We start from the raw sequence: 15,370 nt of genomic DNA on the forward strand, positions 1-15,370 counted from the left end.
TCGATCGAATTTATTCAGCGGGAGACGGTCGCTCCGACATACGGTGTCCAGGTGATCGCGCCGTACTGGAACGTCACCCGCACGCCGCCGCCGTACTGCGGCATCTCGTCGCTCGTTGCGGGCCCCAGGGTGGGATCCCAGGCGCTGTAGATGCCGCCACCGATGTTGTGTGTACCGCCGATGGCAGTGGAGAACACACGGAGGCCGAAGGGGCTGTCGAAATCCTGGTAGGTGCCGTTGAACGGCGTCGTGGGGAGAAAGCCGGTGGCCCTGATCGATTCGGCCACTGCGCGAGGGACGGCGACGAAACCGTTGGGCATCTCGTAGAGAACCGCATCCTGGCGGTACTGCGCCCACGTATCGCGCACGGGGAACACCGGGCCCAGTACCGCTCCGGAGTTGTTGGGAGCGGCAGCGAATCGGTTGTACTCGGCCGTGCGTGGGATGCCCTGCTGCAGCAGCCCCATCAGGCCCCACAGGGCCGGTTTGGCACCCCAGTTGCTCTCGAGCAGGCCGAACGTGTCTTCCGGGTCGTTGCTGCCGGTTGCCTTGTCTCGCATCGTGTATAGGAAGATCGGCCCGGTGTACGGCAACTCGCGCCACTTCTGGATGAAGTCGGTGATCATCGCGTTCTGCTGATCTCCCGACACCGCGGAGGTGGGAACGCCGTACTCGGTGGCCCAGATCTTCTTGCTGCCGTCGCCGTTGGCGACCATGGCCGCGCGCATGTCCATGACCTGCCGGGCCGGTGAATGCTCGACGTAGGGGCCTTCGGAGAACTTCAACGAGTATTGATACGGGTGGTAGGAGAGGGCGTCGAAACTTCCTGCGGCACCTGCGGCGTACATCTGGTTGGTGAAGTCGACGGGGTTGACGATGCCCCAGCCTTGTTCGGCTGCGCCGAGGACTCCGCCGACGACGGTTGCGGCCGAGTCGGCTGCCTTGATCTTGGGGTACGCGGCTTTGAGCAGGGCCGTGTAGCCGGCCGCGTCGGGCTGCGGACCGTAGAACATAGACCCGTTTGGCTCGTTCCAGATCTCGTAGTCGGCCACTTTGCCCTTGTAGCGGGCGGCAACCTTACCGGCGAAGGTACTGAACGCCGCAGGCGATGCCGGGCGGGTGTTGATGGGTTGATTGACCGGGGAGGTCGCCCACGGCGGGGTGTACGCGATGATGCCCAGCATCGAGATGTTCGCTGCTCGAAGCTTGTTCACGACGCGATCGACGGCCGTCCAGTCCAGCTTGTTCTGGGTGTACTCGACGGTGGACCACGGAATGGCGATACGCATCGACTTGACGCCCATGCTCGTCATGAATTGCACGGTGGTGTTCAACTCCGCATCGGAGGCCCACAGCAAACCGCCGCCGTCGGAAATGCCGACGCCGGGTGGGTTGGGGGCTGCTTCGGCGCGGGACGGGCCGACGAGGTGGTCGGGTGAAGTGATGACGGACGTGACTCCGAAAGCGAGCCCGGCAGCGACGATCAGAACGGTTGTCGCTGACATTACTGTGCGAAAGCCACCGCGAAAGTGAACCATCTTCAATTCTCTCCACCAGGGGGTCCGTACCAACATTCGACGGGCCGGTGCGGGAATCATTGCACCTCGAGCGCGCTTTTGTGTAAATCACAAAAAGCGGACCGATAATTATGAAACTGCTGGTCGAGTACCTCCGGCCGAAAGCAAGCTTTTCGTTTTCGTACCCTCGAAGTTGTCGCCGTCGGGCTTGGTTTCCGTCGCTTTTTCCCACGCGTAGACGACGAATGCGAGCATCACGGAAAATGCCGTCGTCGTGGAAGGATTGCTGACGACGGGGAAGTCGAGTTGCAGCGCGACCACCGAGAAGCCGATGAATGTGCCGCCGTAGAAGCCGAGTTCCCAGCGTCCCGATCGCAGCATTCGGTAGCCGACAACGGCACCGGCAACGAGAATTGCGGTGAAGGCGAGGCCGGTGAATATCCCGCCGCGGTAGACGGTGAGCAGCGGCGAGTTGGCGACGAAGTTCACCTCGAATGCGGTGGCCGGATCGACGAATTCCGGCCGTCCCCAACCGAGGCCGAACAGCCAATGGCCTTGCATGTGGCCGGGGAATTCGGCGAGGGCATCGCCGCGTGCGCTCGAGCCTGCGTCCTCGTTGCCGAAGGACGAGAAGACGCGGCTGCGCACGCTGGGTACTGCGAGCGCTCCGATGAAGGCCGCGACGAATGCGCCGACGATGGCCAGGCGTTCCCTGGTCCGCAGTTGTTGGAACGCGAACATCAGGACTACGCCGAACACCACCGAGAACAGAGCCGCTCGCGACAGCGTCAGCACGATCGACAGGAACAGCAGGGCTGCGAGGGCGGTACGCAGGTATCCACGCAACAACAGGATGCACAGCATCAGCGCGAGGACGAAGCCGATTCCGGCGGCATTGGGGTCGATGTACGTCCCTGCCAGGCGAACCGAGGTAGCTCCGGTGGGGCTGTAGACGAACCGCGTGCTCTCCTCCTCGGTGCCGTATCCGAGAATCGAGAGGTAGCGAATGAGCTTGCCTGCGGGATCACCGACGAAGATCAGCAATGCAAAAGCGGCGGCCCCGGATGCTGCGTAGACGTAGATCCGGCCGAACATCGCCATTTCGTCCCGCGGCATTCGCAACAGGCACACCACCACGAGCGTCGAGATCAGCCATTTACCGAATTCGAAGAAATCGCCGAGTCCGGTTGCCATGACGACGACCGACAGTGCGGACAGGACGATCAGCGTAATGACGGTGGTTTCGGGCCATGTGATGCGGCTCACTGCTGTGCGGTGAATCACAGTGGCGAAGATCGTCGCGACGGCGAACGTGAAGACCAGCGGAGCGGGTGTTCCCGGTGCATAACCGAAGGGGAGTGCCCCCAATGAAAAGGCAAGAGCGCGAGTCAAATACAGCGGGTGACGTAGGCCTATGTACGCTCCCACCGTCAGCGCGACGAGGGCGAATGCCCCCAATTTCGCTGGAGTTCCGCCGACGATCATGGCGAATGTAACGGTTACGGGGATTGCCACGATGGCGACCCATCCGACCCGCTGCGCGATGCTCATGGGTTCTGATGTTGTCACGCTTTCATCTACTCGCAACATGTACGCCGTGCCGAATCCTTCGCTGCGCTTTATTCTTTGCCCTTGACCGTCGGTTATTCGATAGGAGCATTCGTGGAGATTCGAGAGTATTGGCGGATCCTTCGCGCGGGATGGTGGATCGTCGCTCTCGCGACGATCATCGGCGTCGCCGGGGGTTATGCCTACACGTTCTTCACGACGCCTCAGTACCAAGCGTGTGCTCGTTTGTTCGTCACCACCGAAGGCGGCAGTTCCGTCGGTGAGGCGTACCAGAACAATCTGTTCTCGCAGGAACGCGTGTCCTCCTACGCCGGGTTGGCCACCAGCACACAGGTTGCGCAGCGAGCCGTCGATCAGTTGCAGCTGCAGCAGTCCGCGGCGGAACTGCGGTCCAGGATCACCGCGACGCCGATCGAGAAGACGGTGTTGCTCGATCTGTGTGCCACCGACGCCGATCCCGAGGTCGCCCAGGCGTTGACCAATGCGGTCGCCGGGCAGCTGACGCAGGTGGTGCAGGAACTCGAAACATCCCAGCGCGGAGGCAACCCCGCGGCCGGTGCCACCATCGTCGATCAGGGTGACGTTCCGACGGCGCCGATCGGCATGGGTCTGGTGACGGCTCTCGTTCTAGGCGGCGCTATCGGCTTCGTGGTCGGCCTCGCCCTCGCGTTGCTCCGTGGTCTGATGGATCGCTCCATTCGCGATCGTCCACGCGCCGAGGACGTCTCGGGCCGCGTCGTACTCGGTGGCCTCCCGGTGGATGCGACGCGTCCCACGGTGCCGGTGGCGTCGATGGCGACGATGGGCGAACCACTGCGCGTCCTGCGCACCAACATTCGCTTCCTCGGCGGCGGCTCCCCGCCGCGCGTCATCACCATCACGAGCGCGACTGCGGGTGAAGGGCGTACCAGTACCGCCATCGATCTCGCCGCCGTTCTGGCCGAGGCCGGGCATTCCGTGCTGCTCGTCGGCGGCGACCTGCGTAGCTCGGCGCTGGGCACCCGCTTGGGCATCGACCAGTACAGCGGCCTGTCCACAGTTCTCTCCGGTGAGCACAGCGTGGAGGATGCCATCCAGGATGACGTGTTCGACGGTGTGTCGGTGCTTCCGGCAGGGCCGGTGCCGCCGAACCCGAGTGAGTTGCTCGGATCGGACCGCACTCAGGAACTGTTGACAGCGCTGCGCGGTGACTACCGCTACGTCATCGTCGACACCCCGCCTCTTTTGGACGTCACCGACGGCGCAATCCTGACTGCATTGTCCGACGGCACAGTGCTTCTCGCTCGCACCGGCCGCACCACACGTGACAAGCTGCGGAGTGCGATCAAGGCGCTCGACGGCGTCGGCGGCACCGTGCTGGGCGTGGTGACCACCTTCGAACCCGCGGCCCGACGCCTCCGCGGTGGCAGCTCCGAGGCAGGCGAGGGTTCCAGTGAAACAACCGCTGCTGCAGACAGTTCCACTGTTCCGACCGCGCATGCTCCGTCCGGGCCCGCCCACGCTGCGGTCCGGCCGAGGCCGGCGAACAACGACTCTGCGACGTCCTCGGCGAGCAGAGGATAGCTTCGATGTCAGGGAGGTGGACGGTCCGAGTCGGTGCCGTGCTGTGTGCAGCAGGGGTGTCGATCTCCTGCTCGCAGCAGGCTCCGATCGTGCTGCCGCCCGGTGCGCAGACGGCTCCCGTGACGGCCGCTCCGGCGACATCGGAGCCGCTGCCACCGTCCGATTTCGGTGGTACCGGGCCTGGTTCGTTGATCTCGGCCGAGCCGATCGAGGACATCGCAGCAGACATCACCGAGTTGGGTGCCACCGCGACGCGGGTGGTGTACCAATCGACGTCGGGTGTCACCGGCGAGCCGACGGAGGTCTCGGGCACCGTGGTGATCCCGGGTGGTACTGCGCCCGAGGGTGGTTGGCCGGTGGTGTCCTACGGGCACGGTACGACGGGCGTGCTCGAAGCGTGTGGGCCGTCGAGGTACGCCAACCTTCTCGGCAGTGCCCCCATCGTGGCGGCGCTGGTGCTCAACGGTTTCGCCGTGGCCATGACCGACTATCAGGGGCTCGGGCTCGGTGGGTCGTATCACCCGTACCTGGACTCGAAGACGTTCGGCTACAACATGATCGACGCGGTCCGTGCAGCCAGGAACTTCGTGCCCACTCTCAGTTCGCGGTGGGCCGCCTACGGGGTCTCGCTCGGCGGTATGGCGGCCTGGGCGGCCAGCGACCGCAACGCCGAGTACGGGGGCGGGCTCGAGCTGGTGGGCACCGCGGCGATGGTGCCGGTCTCGGACATGTCCGGCTTGGCCGATGCCGCAGCGAATCAGACTCTGACGCGGGCCCAGTACCCGCTGCTGATGTACGCATTGCACACTCTGGCGATCAGCCATCCCGAGATGAACCTCGACGACTACCGATCCGGGTTGGCGCGGGAGCGGTGGAACGACTTCATGGAGTGCGTACCGCCGAAGTCCGACGACGTGCCGGGGCTGTTGGCAGGTCTGCAGGCTGCAGATCTGACGCCCGTCAGCGTCGAAGCGACCGATCGCCTGCGCGGCTACCTGGCGGATATGGCTCTACCACAGCAGCGTTCGTCGACACCGCTGTTGGTGATGTACGGCAGCGAGGACGATCTGATTCTCGAACCGTGGACCGAAAAGGCGTTGCAGCGCGCGTGCGCTTCCGGAGACCTCGTCGAGTACGAGCTGCATCAGGGCGAGGGGCACGGAGATCTGGACAGCAGTCGGTCGGTTCCGTGGGTCAAGGGCATGTTCGCCGGCCAGCGCCCGGTGAACACGTGCGAGCTGAATCGATGATCGCCCCCACGGGTGTGCCGACCCTCAAGGACTACGGCCGTATTCTGTTGTCCGGCTGGGCATTGATTCTCGCCGCCGCGATACTGTCGGCGGGTGCCGGATGGCTGGCGACGCAGTTGGTCGAGCCGACGTACACCGCAGCGTCGCGGGTGTTCGTCACCGCCCCCGGTCCCACCTCGCCCAAGAATTCGCTCGACGGCAATCGCGGGTCGCTGGTTCGCGTCGAGACATATGTTCAGTTGGCCACCGGCGAACAGGTACTACGACGCGTCATCGCCTCGCAGGGGTTGCCGCTCGAACCGGAGACGCTGAAGAACGACATCACGGCGGTGCCCACTCCGGGCTCCGCTTTGATCGAGATCTCGGTGGTGAACTCCGACGCCGAGCAGGCACGCGACATTGCCAATGAGGTTGCGGTGCAGCTCATCAAGCTCGTCGGAGAGATCGACCTGGGTGCCAATGGAGCGGTGTCGGAGGTGACGCTCGTCGACGCGGCTACCACTCCTGATCAGGTCACCACACCGACGCCGATGAGCAACATGATTCTGGGGGGAGTGATGGGCACGATCCTGAGCAGTGTGCTGGTTCTGGCATTCGGAATTGCACGCGACTCGATCGACCATCGCGATCAAGTGGAGAACATCGTGAAGCAGGCGACCGCTGCCCAGCGGACGCCTGTTGCAGAGGGGGTCCGATGACACTGTCGAGAACGAGCCGAGCAAGACAAGCGAGCGGTGCCTGCGCACTGGCCTTGATTCTGGTGACGTCGGGGTGTTCCTCCGACGAACCGCCTGCCGATCCGTACTCGGTATCGGAGTCCGCAGCGTTCGGTGCGACGCTCGACGCCGATTACGGTGAAGCGGGCCCCGGTTCGCTCGAGAGTGCGCAGCAACTGCTGACCATCGACCGTCGGGTCAGTGCTGTGTCCTCGGTGTCCGCGCGGGTGGTCTACTCGTCCACCTCCGGCGTCGACGGTTCGCCGCAGCGCGTCTCGGGCACGATCTTCGCACCGGAAGGCACACCGCCCGAGGGTGGTTGGCCGATCATCGCGTACGGCCACGGCACCACCGGCGTGCTCGAGGACTGTGCGCCGTCGACCGATCCCGAGTTGCTCGGCAGCTCGCAGATCGTCGCAGCGCTGGTGCGCGCCGGGAACGTCGTCACGGTGTCGGACTATCAGGGACTGGGCCTGGAGGGTTCGTATCATCCCTATCTCGACGCTCGTACCGTCGGGAACAATCTCATCGACTCGGTGCGTGCAGCCCGCAAGCTGATACCCGAGGCGTCCACGAAGTGGGCGGCGTTCGGCGGGTCTCAGGGCGGTCAGGCCTCCTGGGCTGCAAACGAACTCGCGAGCAGCTACGGCGAGGGTCTCGAGCTGGTCGGCTCGGTCAGTTTGGTACCGGCCGCCGATATGGTCGGTCTCGCCGACGCCGCCGCGAACGGCACCCTCACCGACGATCAGAAGCCGCTGCTGCAGTGGGTTCTGGTGGGTCTGGCCCAGTCTCATCCCGAGCTGGACCTGGACGACTATCGCAGGGGCATCGTCGCCGAGAAGTGGGACGAGCTCTCGGCGTGCGGCGGCGTTCTCGCTGCCGACCGTACGTCGTTGGCGGCACAGATCAGCGACGACGATCTGCGTCCGGCTACCCCCGAGGCGACGGCGAAGCTCGCGGAGTACCTGCGCGAGATGAGCTTGCCGATGTCTCCGGCCGCCGCACCGATGCTGGTTCTCTACGGCGGCAAGGACACGTTGATCTCGCAGGCGTGGACCGAGACCGCCATCGCGGCCGGCTGCGCCGCCGGGGACACGATTCAATCTGTACTCCAACCGAATTCCGGTCACGCAGACATCGACGGTGCTGCTGCGTTCGGATGGCTCGAAGACCGGTTCGCCGGCACCGAGGCCATCAGCTTCTGCCCGCCTCCTGCGCCATGACCTCCAGAAGGTACCCATGACCGCCACTCCAGACAGCACTGCGACCGCCGCCACCGCGGTCGCCCCCGATACCGGTACCAAGCGTCCAGCCCGCCTCGTCGGGCTCGACGGCCCCCGTGGATTCGCCTGCCTGTGTGTGCTCGCCGTGCACGTCGGCGGTCACTACTCGCCGCAGACTGTCCTGACCTACAAGCTCGGGGTGCTGGGGCAGGGGTTGATCTTCTTCTTCGCGCTCTCGGGCTTCCTGATCTTCCTCCCGATGGTCCGAAAGCTGTTCGCCGGCAAACCGATGCCGAACAACGTCAGCTACGCGATGCATCGGCTGCTGCGGGTGTTTCCCGCGTACCTGTTCATCTTCTTGTTCGCCAACTACGTGATGCGTGCGGTCTTCGTGGAGAACGCAGCGGTGGCCGAACAGCATTTCACCGACAACGGCCTGGGCCTGCTCACCGATCCGCTGACGCTGGTGGCCAATCTGACGCTGGTGCACACCTACATTCCGAGCATGATCCAGACTGGCATCAACCCGTCGTGGTCGCTGTCGCTGGAGTTCGCGTTCTACATTGCACTGCCGCTGCTGACGAGCATCGCGTTCTTCCTGCGCAAGCGCACGTCCATCCCGGCACCGGTGCTGGCGTTGATTCCGGTGGTGATCATGTTCGTCATCGGCATCACCGGAAAGCTCTACACCGCCTCGCGCGTGGGGCCGTCGGGCATCACCGATCCGAAACTGCTGGAATGGGGACCCAACGAGATCGCGGTGCTCAGCCGCAGCTTCTGGTCGCTGGCAGACAATTTCACCTACGGGATGCTGGCGGCGGTGGTGTTCGTCGCGATCGACAACGGAATGTTCAAGGGTGCCCTGGTCACCCGCATGCGGTGGTGGACCGGGATCGCGATGATTCCCACCGCGGTGATCTCACTGATGCTGATCGACGACAACTCGCGCTGGCAGACCTCCACCGTGTCCTTCGGATCGGCACTGCTCATCCTGTTCATCATCGTGCCGCTGGCACGTGGTGAGCAGTCGAAGCTCGCCGAACGGGCCGATTGGGCACCGCTGAGCTACGTGGGCATGATCTCGCTCAGCGTCTACCTGTGGCACTTTCCCATCCTGATCATGCTGGGCCGCTTCGGATGGATGGCAGGCGACAGCCCGTTGGGGTTACTGCGGAACTTCGTGTTGGTGAGCGCGGTGAGCATCGCGTTCGGTGCGGTGACGTATCGATTCATCGAGAAGCCGTCGTTGACGTACGCGCGTAGATTCAAGGCGAGCAAATAGATTCATGCACACCGTCCGTAGGCTCGCCGCGCCGCTGATGCTCCTTCCTCTGCTCGCAGGATGCGCGGTGGTGGTGCCGCTCGGTGTGCAGGCGCAGGGGGCAGTGGCAGCGGCGGTGCGTGGTTCCGATCCGGAGCCGATGGACATTGCGAATCCCGGGACCGGTAGCGGCTCCATCGTCAGTGCCGAGACGATGCCGAATCTGCCGCTTCCGGTGCGGATGTCGGGTATCGACGCGGCGAAGGTGGTCTACCGCTCGGTGCAACCGGGTGTGGGTGAGCGCGAGGTATCGGGCACGGTGTTCACCCCGTCCGGTGATGCGCCCGAGGGTGGCTGGCCCGTCATCTCCTACGCCCACGGCACCACGGGTATCGAGCAGGCGTGCGCGCCGTCGAGGTCCGCGTCGCTGCTGGGTGCATCGGCGCTCGTACAGGGTTACACCACAGCCGGATTCGCGGTCGCCATCACCGACTACGAGGGCCTCGGGCATCCGGGCAACCATGCCTACCTGGACAACATCACCGCCGGCTACGACGTCATCGACGCGGTGCGGGCACTGCGCACGGTTTTTCCCGACGTGGGTACGCGGTGGGCTGCGTTCGGTGGTTCGCAGGGCGGCGGTGCTGCCTGGGCCGCGAACGAACTCGCCGATTCCTATGCGCCGGAGCTGAATCTGGTCGGGGCCGTCGCTCTGGCACCCACCGCCAACATGGTGGGTCTGGTGGACAAGGCGACGGCGGGCACGTTGACCGAGGACCAGGGGCCGGTGCTGCAGTGGATACTCGAATCACTCGCGCGGCGTGACGAGACCGTCGATCTGGACGACTACCGCAGTGGCAACGCCGAGCAGGACTGGGACACTCTCACCCAATGCACGCCGGACAAAGCGGCTGCGCGCACCGAGGCGGCACAGCGTCTCGGCAACAAAGACTTTGCGCCGAAGTCCCCGGCGGCCGCCGCAGTGCTCCGGGACGAACTGACTCGGATGGCGCTGCCGACGGGGCAGGCGTCGGCACCGATGTTGGTGGCCTACGGAGATGCCGACACCTACATCGACGTGGCGTGGACCGACGCGGCACTGCAATCGGCCTGCGGACTGGGCGATGTCATCACCATCGACCGGCAGGCCGGACGCGGGCATGGCGACGTCAACGGCGACACCGTCAATCAGTGGTTGGCCGATCGATTCGCGGGGGCACCGGCTCAGAACGATTGCACGTGAACAGGGGGAGCGCCATGGGGTTCGGTCGGAACGCGAAGGTACGGGCCAAGGACGTCGTGAAAAAGCGTCTCGGACGCGGCATCGCGGTGGAAGCGATCGACGAGCCGTATCTGGTGGTGGCAGTGCTGGGACAGTCCAATGCCCACGGTGCGGGCAGTGGGTTGGACCGATCGGGTCTCGATGCGCCGCATCCACGGGTGCATCAGTGGGCGGCGTCGGGCCGGTCGAAGAACACCATCGTGGCAGGCAGCAATCCGCTCTTTCACGAGGTGCCCTCCAAGGCAGTCGGATTCGGCTCAACGTTCGCCGCGCATCTCGCCGATGCGACCGGAAGGCCGGTGCTGCTGGTTCCGTATGCGCGCGGCGATTCGGGCTTCGCGCGGATTCACGGTATCTCCTGGGATCCGGCCGATGCCGGGGCGCGCGTCAATCTGTTCTGGGATTCACTGCAGCGCATCCGAACGGGATTGGCGACCACGCCCGGCAACGAGCTCGCGGCGGTGCTGTGGCATCAGGGGGAGAGCGATGTGCCGCTGCTGACCGGGCCGGTGTACGCGGAGAAGCTCGACAGCCTCATCGATACCCTGCGCGGCGAGTTCGGCGACGTTCCGTTCGTTCTCGGTCAGATGGTGCCGGACGAAATCGAATCAGGGGATGCGAACTACGCCGTCATCGATGCGGTACACGCCGATACGCCCAGACGTAGGGCCGGAGTGGCATACGTGCCGGGTCCGCGGGGGCTCTACAACAGCGAGACCGAGAAGATTCACTACAACGGCGAGGGGCAACGGGAACTGGGACGCCGAATGTGGGAGGCCTTCGCCAAGATATCTCCGAGCGTCCGACGTTCGACCGACACTGCTTGACACGGGACGTGGATCTCGCGCTAATTGGTGGTCGGGAAGGCCGGGGTGGGGGCCACGGGGAGAAGTCGGCAACGCTGTGGATGCGTGCGATTAATGCAGTGGAAACATGTAACGACCTGCGGGTTCATGGCGATCAAACCATCGTCACCAAGTGACACGACAAGTACGACAAGATAATCTGCACGACGGGGTGGCACGGAGCTGTGTCGATCACGCAATGGTTCGGCAATGCGTACGTACCGAGGGGAAATCAGTGTCAGTCAGCGATCTGGAAGCGCAGAGTTCGGTTGTCTCGCGGCGTGACGCTCGACGGTTGCGCAGGGTGACGTCGCGTCGTGAATGGGAAACGCATTACACCGAGGGCCTGCGTGTCACCGACACGGTGGTCGTTCTCGGTGCGGTGACGGTGGCGCAGATCATCCGCTTCGGCGACATCGATTTTCGTGAACCGTGGTCCATCGTCGGCTATTTCGGGATATCCGGAGTACTCGCAATTCTGTGGCTGACGTTTCTCGCCATCTTCCGTACTCGTTCTCCTCGGGTGATCGGCAACGGGTCGGAGGAGTATCGCCGCATCGTGTCGGCCACGTTCCGGCTCTTCGGAACCATCGCGATTCTCTCACTGTTGTTCCGTCTGGACATCGCCCGTCTGTATCTCGCGATCGCGCTGCCCGTCGGCCTGGTGGGGCTTCTGTTGAGTCGGTGGGTGTGGCGAAAGATAGTGTCGCGCCAACGTGCTCGTGGTGGATATCAAACCTCGGTGCTCATCGTCGGCAGTCGTAGTTCGGCTCTGGCCATGGCCACGTCGTTCGAGCGTTCCCCCGAAGCCGGCTACAGCGTGGTCGGTATCTGCCTCCCCAACTACGAGCCCGGCAACGACTCGTCGTTCACCATCGACGGCGTCGAGATTCCGGTACTCGGAGATGAACACAGCGTCGTCGAGGCCATCGAGACCTCCGGCGCAGACACCGTCGCGGTGACGGCCACCGAACACATCGGTCATCACGGCCTGCGGAAGATGGTGTGGGACCTCGAGAAGAAGAAGGTCGACCTCGTGGTGTCGCCGGGAGTGGTGGACGTGGCCGGTCCGCGTCTGGTGATGCGTCCGGTCGCGAACTTCCCGCTCATCCACGTCGAGAAGCCGCAGTACAACGGCGCGAAGCGATTCAGCAAGACGGCGTTCGACTTCCTGTTCGCCGCCTCGATCCTGTTGTTGATTTCGCCGGTTCTGATCACTCTCGCCGTGATCATCAAGCTCACCAGCAAGGGCTCGATCTTCTACAAGTCCGAGCGAATGGGCATCGACGGCAAGCCTTTCCAGATGATCAAGTTCCGCAGCATGGTCCACGACGCCGACAAGCGCGTGCAAGAACTGGCCGCCCTCAACGAAGGGGCCGGCGGGGTGTTGTTCAAGATGCGCGACGACCCACGGGTGACCCGGGTGGGCAAGGTGATGCGCAAGTTCAGCCTCGACGAGCTACCTCAGTTCGTCAACGTGCTCAAGCGCGAGATGAGTGTGGTGGGTCCGCGGCCGCCGCTGCGCAGCGAAGTGGAAACGTACGACGGTGAAGTGCGTCGTAGGCTGCTCGTCAAACCCGGTATCACCGGGCTGTGGCAGGTGAGTGGCCGATCGGATCTGTCGTGGGAGGAGAGCGTGCGCCTCGATCTCTCGTACGTCGAGAACTGGTCCATGACAGGCGATCTGCTCATCATCGCCAAGACCGCAGTCGCCGTTCTCAAGAGCGACGGCGCGTACTAGTAGCGCTGAGGCTCACCCTGCGGTCGGTCGGTTTTGTTCGTATCATTGTGCAATGACAACTGTGTCGCAGAACGGACGTGACGTATCCATGGGGCAGAACACGTTTCACGATTTTCTGGCAGATCGCGTCGACGTGATCGCCCGCGTCCATCTGAACAGGTCCACCTCGCTGCACGCTGTCATCTCCGACAGCGTCGACGCCTACACTTCTGCGTTCGCGGAGTATCACGGCACCGAGGCACCGTTGAATCTCCTGGCTCCGGAGGTCCGCGCCGAGCTGAGTGATTTCGTCCACCGCTGCGCCGAGGCCGTCGAAGAACCGGAGAACCCGCAGTTTCCCGTCAGAAGGTAGCTGCAGATTCGAATGGCCCATGAACTGGGTCAGTCGATTTCAGAGCAGCGACAAATCGTGCTCTACCATGGCCTTGACCACGTCGTCGAACCGTTTCGTAGGCGTCCATCCGAGGACATCCTTGGCCCGGCTGGCGTCTCCCACCATCTCTGCCGAGTCCGCAGGTCGACCGAACGCGTCGTTGCTCGTCACCAGTGCTTGCCAGTCCGGAATGCCCGCAGCACGGAAAGCTGCATCGACGAACTCTCGCACTGAATGAGCCTCGCCCGTAGCGATCACGAAGTCGTCACCGCGATCGTGGGTCGCCATGAGCAAGGTCGCCTCGACGTAGTCGGGTGCCCAACCCCAGTCACGTCGTGCATCGAGGTTGCCGAGTTCCAACGTCGATTGCTTACCACGCGCAATCGCTGCCGCTGCAGCCGTGATCTTACGGGTGACGAACTTGGTCGGCCGAAATGTCGATTCGTGGTTGTAGAAGATTGCGTTGCTGGCCTTCAACCCTTTCGCGCGGTAGACCTGCGTCATGTTGTGGCTGAACGCTTTCGACGCTCCATACGGTGACAACGGTGCAATAGGCGTCTGCTCGTTCTGCGGTGATGCCGTGGTTCCGGCAAAGATCTCGGCACTCGATGCATTGACGAAAGTGCGTTCCTTACCCGAACTCGTCTGGAGCTCGAGCAGCGCGTCGAGCAGTGCAACAGCTGAATTACCGTTGACCTCGGCTGTTTCCACCGGGTGGTCCCAGGAGTAACCGACCGACGAGATTCCAGCAAAGTGGAAGACGACATCGGGCTCCGCGTCCATGATGACGTTGCGGGACACATTCGAGTCTCGCAGATCGGCTTCGACGAGCTTGGCGTTGCTTGGCTGATCCGATGTGGCCGATCCAGGTTGGAGGGTGCCCACCACGGAGTAGTCGAGTTCGTTCAATCGGCGTGCCAGGATCGTTCCGTCCTGTCCGCCGATTCCGGTGATCAGGGCGCGTTGTGTCACGTGTTTTCCGTTCGTAGTTCGTCGAGGTCGTTGCGTACCATCATCTTCACCAGTTCCGGGAACCCGACCTTCGGTTTCCAACCGAGAACACTGTGCGCTTTGGTCGCGTCGCCGATGAGCAGGTCCACTTCCGCCGGCCGCATGAACGCCGGGTCGATGAATACCTTGTCGGTCCAGTCGTCGATGCCCACCTCGGCGAACGCGATGTCGAGCAGCTCCCGGATGGAGTGAGTTTCGCCGGTGGAAATCACGTAGTCGTCGGCCTCGTCCTGCTGCAACATCAACCACATCGCCTCGACGTAGTCACCAGCGAATCCCCAGTCCCGCTTCGCATCGAGGTTGCCCAGGGCAATCTGGTCCTGGAGTCCGAGGGAGATGCGCGCGACGGCGCGTGAGACCTTGCGGGTGACGAATTCCGGCCCACGGCGGGGTGATTCGTGGTTGAACAGGATTCCCGAGCTCGCGTGCAGTCCATAGGACTCGCGGTAATTGATCGTCATGTAGTGCCCGTAGACCTTGGCCACGCCGTAAGGGCTGCGTGGCCACAGGAGTGTTTCTTCGCTCTGCGGTACCTGTTGGACTTTACCGAACATTTCACTGCTCGATGCCTGGTAGAACCGGACCTGTTTGCCGGAGGTGTCCTGGTAGAAGCGCAATGCTTCGAGGACGTTGAGGACGCCGCCGCCGGTGACGTCGGTGGTCAGGCGCGCGTTCTCCCAGGAGTATGCCACGAAGGAAATTGCGCCGAGGTTGTAGACCTCGTCGGGTTGCGCAGCACTGAACGCGCGCATCAGCGACGACAGATCCAACAGGTTCCCCGACAAGATCTCGACGAATGGGTGCGACTTCTCCAGGAGTGCCCGTTTCGGATTGTTCTGCCCCCGCACCAACCCGTAGACCTTGTAGCCCTTACTGTGCAGTAGCTCCGAGAGATACAACCCGTCCTGCCCGGTGATACCAGTAATCAACGCACTCTTCATGTCTGGTTCAGGTCCCCTCGAATTTGGTGGGCAGTAAATCGGCCCGGCAGGCATAGTATCGGTCTGCGCAGACGCGAT

13 protein-coding genes are annotated in these 15,370 nt (G+C 63.5%); 9 read left to right on the forward strand and 4 right to left on the reverse strand.

Translation table 11 applies throughout. The features are described 5' to 3' along the window. Positions 1-14: 14 nt before the first annotated feature. Complete coding sequence (locus tag QM615_RS09290) at positions 15-1,505, reverse strand: cellulase family glycosylhydrolase (RefSeq protein ID WP_283347259.1); 1,491 nt, start codon at positions 1,503-1,505, stop codon at positions 15-17. Between the two features lie 141 nt (positions 1,506-1,646). Beyond that, complete coding sequence (locus QM615_RS09295) at positions 1,647-3,068, reverse strand: O-antigen ligase family protein (RefSeq protein WP_283347260.1); 1,422 nt, start codon at positions 3,066-3,068, stop codon at positions 1,647-1,649. 111 nt (positions 3,069-3,179) lie between these two features. On the opposite strand from QM615_RS09295, the gene QM615_RS09300 reads away from it, so the two are divergent. The 9 genes from QM615_RS09300 (at position 3,180) to QM615_RS09340 (ending at position 13,319) form a co-directional block, all read left to right on the forward strand. Continuing rightward, on the forward strand, positions 3,180-4,649 hold the full coding sequence (locus QM615_RS09300) for a tyrosine-protein kinase domain-containing protein (RefSeq protein ID WP_283347261.1): 1,470 nt from the start codon (positions 3,180-3,182) through the stop codon (positions 4,647-4,649). Between the two features lie 5 nt (positions 4,650-4,654). Continuing rightward, the gene (locus QM615_RS09305) at positions 4,655-5,899 is read left to right on the forward strand and encodes an alpha/beta hydrolase family protein (protein ID WP_283347262.1); all 1,245 of its coding nucleotides are present in this window, start codon (positions 4,655-4,657) and stop codon (positions 5,897-5,899) included. Continuing rightward, positions 5,896-6,597 (forward strand): YveK family protein, encoded by a 702-nt coding sequence (locus QM615_RS09310; protein WP_283347263.1) that lies wholly within the window; start codon positions 5,896-5,898, stop codon positions 6,595-6,597. Before QM615_RS09305 ends, QM615_RS09310 begins: the two co-directional genes overlap by 4 nt. After that, positions 6,594-7,838, forward strand: a complete 1,245-nt coding sequence (locus tag QM615_RS09315; RefSeq protein WP_283347264.1) for a lipase family protein — start codon at positions 6,594-6,596, stop codon at positions 7,836-7,838. The genes QM615_RS09310 and QM615_RS09315 overlap by 4 nt, the downstream gene beginning before the upstream one ends. Before the next feature lie 16 nt (positions 7,839-7,854). After that, a complete protein-coding gene (locus tag QM615_RS09320; protein WP_283347265.1) occupies positions 7,855-9,120 on the forward strand; it encodes an acyltransferase family protein in 1,266 nt (421 codons plus the stop codon). A 4-nt stretch (positions 9,121-9,124) separates the two neighbouring features. Next, positions 9,125-10,342, forward strand: coding sequence for a lipase family protein (locus QM615_RS09325; protein ID WP_283347266.1), 1,218 nt, complete (start codon positions 9,125-9,127; stop codon positions 10,340-10,342). After that, on the forward strand, positions 10,339-11,208 hold the full coding sequence (locus tag QM615_RS09330; RefSeq protein ID WP_283347267.1) for a sialate O-acetylesterase: 870 nt from the start codon (positions 10,339-10,341) through the stop codon (positions 11,206-11,208). Before QM615_RS09325 ends, QM615_RS09330 begins: the two co-directional genes overlap by 4 nt. 217 nt (positions 11,209-11,425) lie before the next feature. After that, positions 11,426-12,967 carry a sugar transferase gene (locus tag QM615_RS09335; protein WP_502941870.1) on the forward strand — a complete coding sequence of 514 codons (1,542 nt, stop codon included), beginning with the start codon at positions 11,426-11,428 and terminating at the stop codon, positions 12,965-12,967. Positions 12,968-13,019: 52 nt separating this feature from the next. Then, complete coding sequence (locus QM615_RS09340) at positions 13,020-13,319, forward strand: hypothetical protein (RefSeq protein WP_283347268.1); 300 nt, start codon at positions 13,020-13,022, stop codon at positions 13,317-13,319. 39 nt (positions 13,320-13,358) lie between these two features. On the opposite strand, the gene QM615_RS09345 is transcribed toward QM615_RS09340, so the two are convergent. Both QM615_RS09345 and QM615_RS09350 read right to left on the reverse strand, forming a co-directional pair. Then, complete coding sequence (locus tag QM615_RS09345; RefSeq protein WP_283347269.1) at positions 13,359-14,312, reverse strand: GDP-mannose 4,6-dehydratase; 954 nt, start codon at positions 14,310-14,312, stop codon at positions 13,359-13,361. Further along, positions 14,309-15,292, reverse strand: coding sequence for a GDP-mannose 4,6-dehydratase (locus QM615_RS09350; protein WP_283347270.1), 984 nt, complete (start codon positions 15,290-15,292; stop codon positions 14,309-14,311). Before QM615_RS09350 ends, QM615_RS09345 begins: the two co-directional genes overlap by 4 nt. Positions 15,293-15,370 lie beyond the last annotated feature (78 nt).

It is taken from the genome of Rhodococcus sp. IEGM 1341, assembly GCF_030056895.1.
GTDB lineage: Bacteria > Actinomycetota > Actinomycetes > Mycobacteriales > Mycobacteriaceae > Rhodococcoides.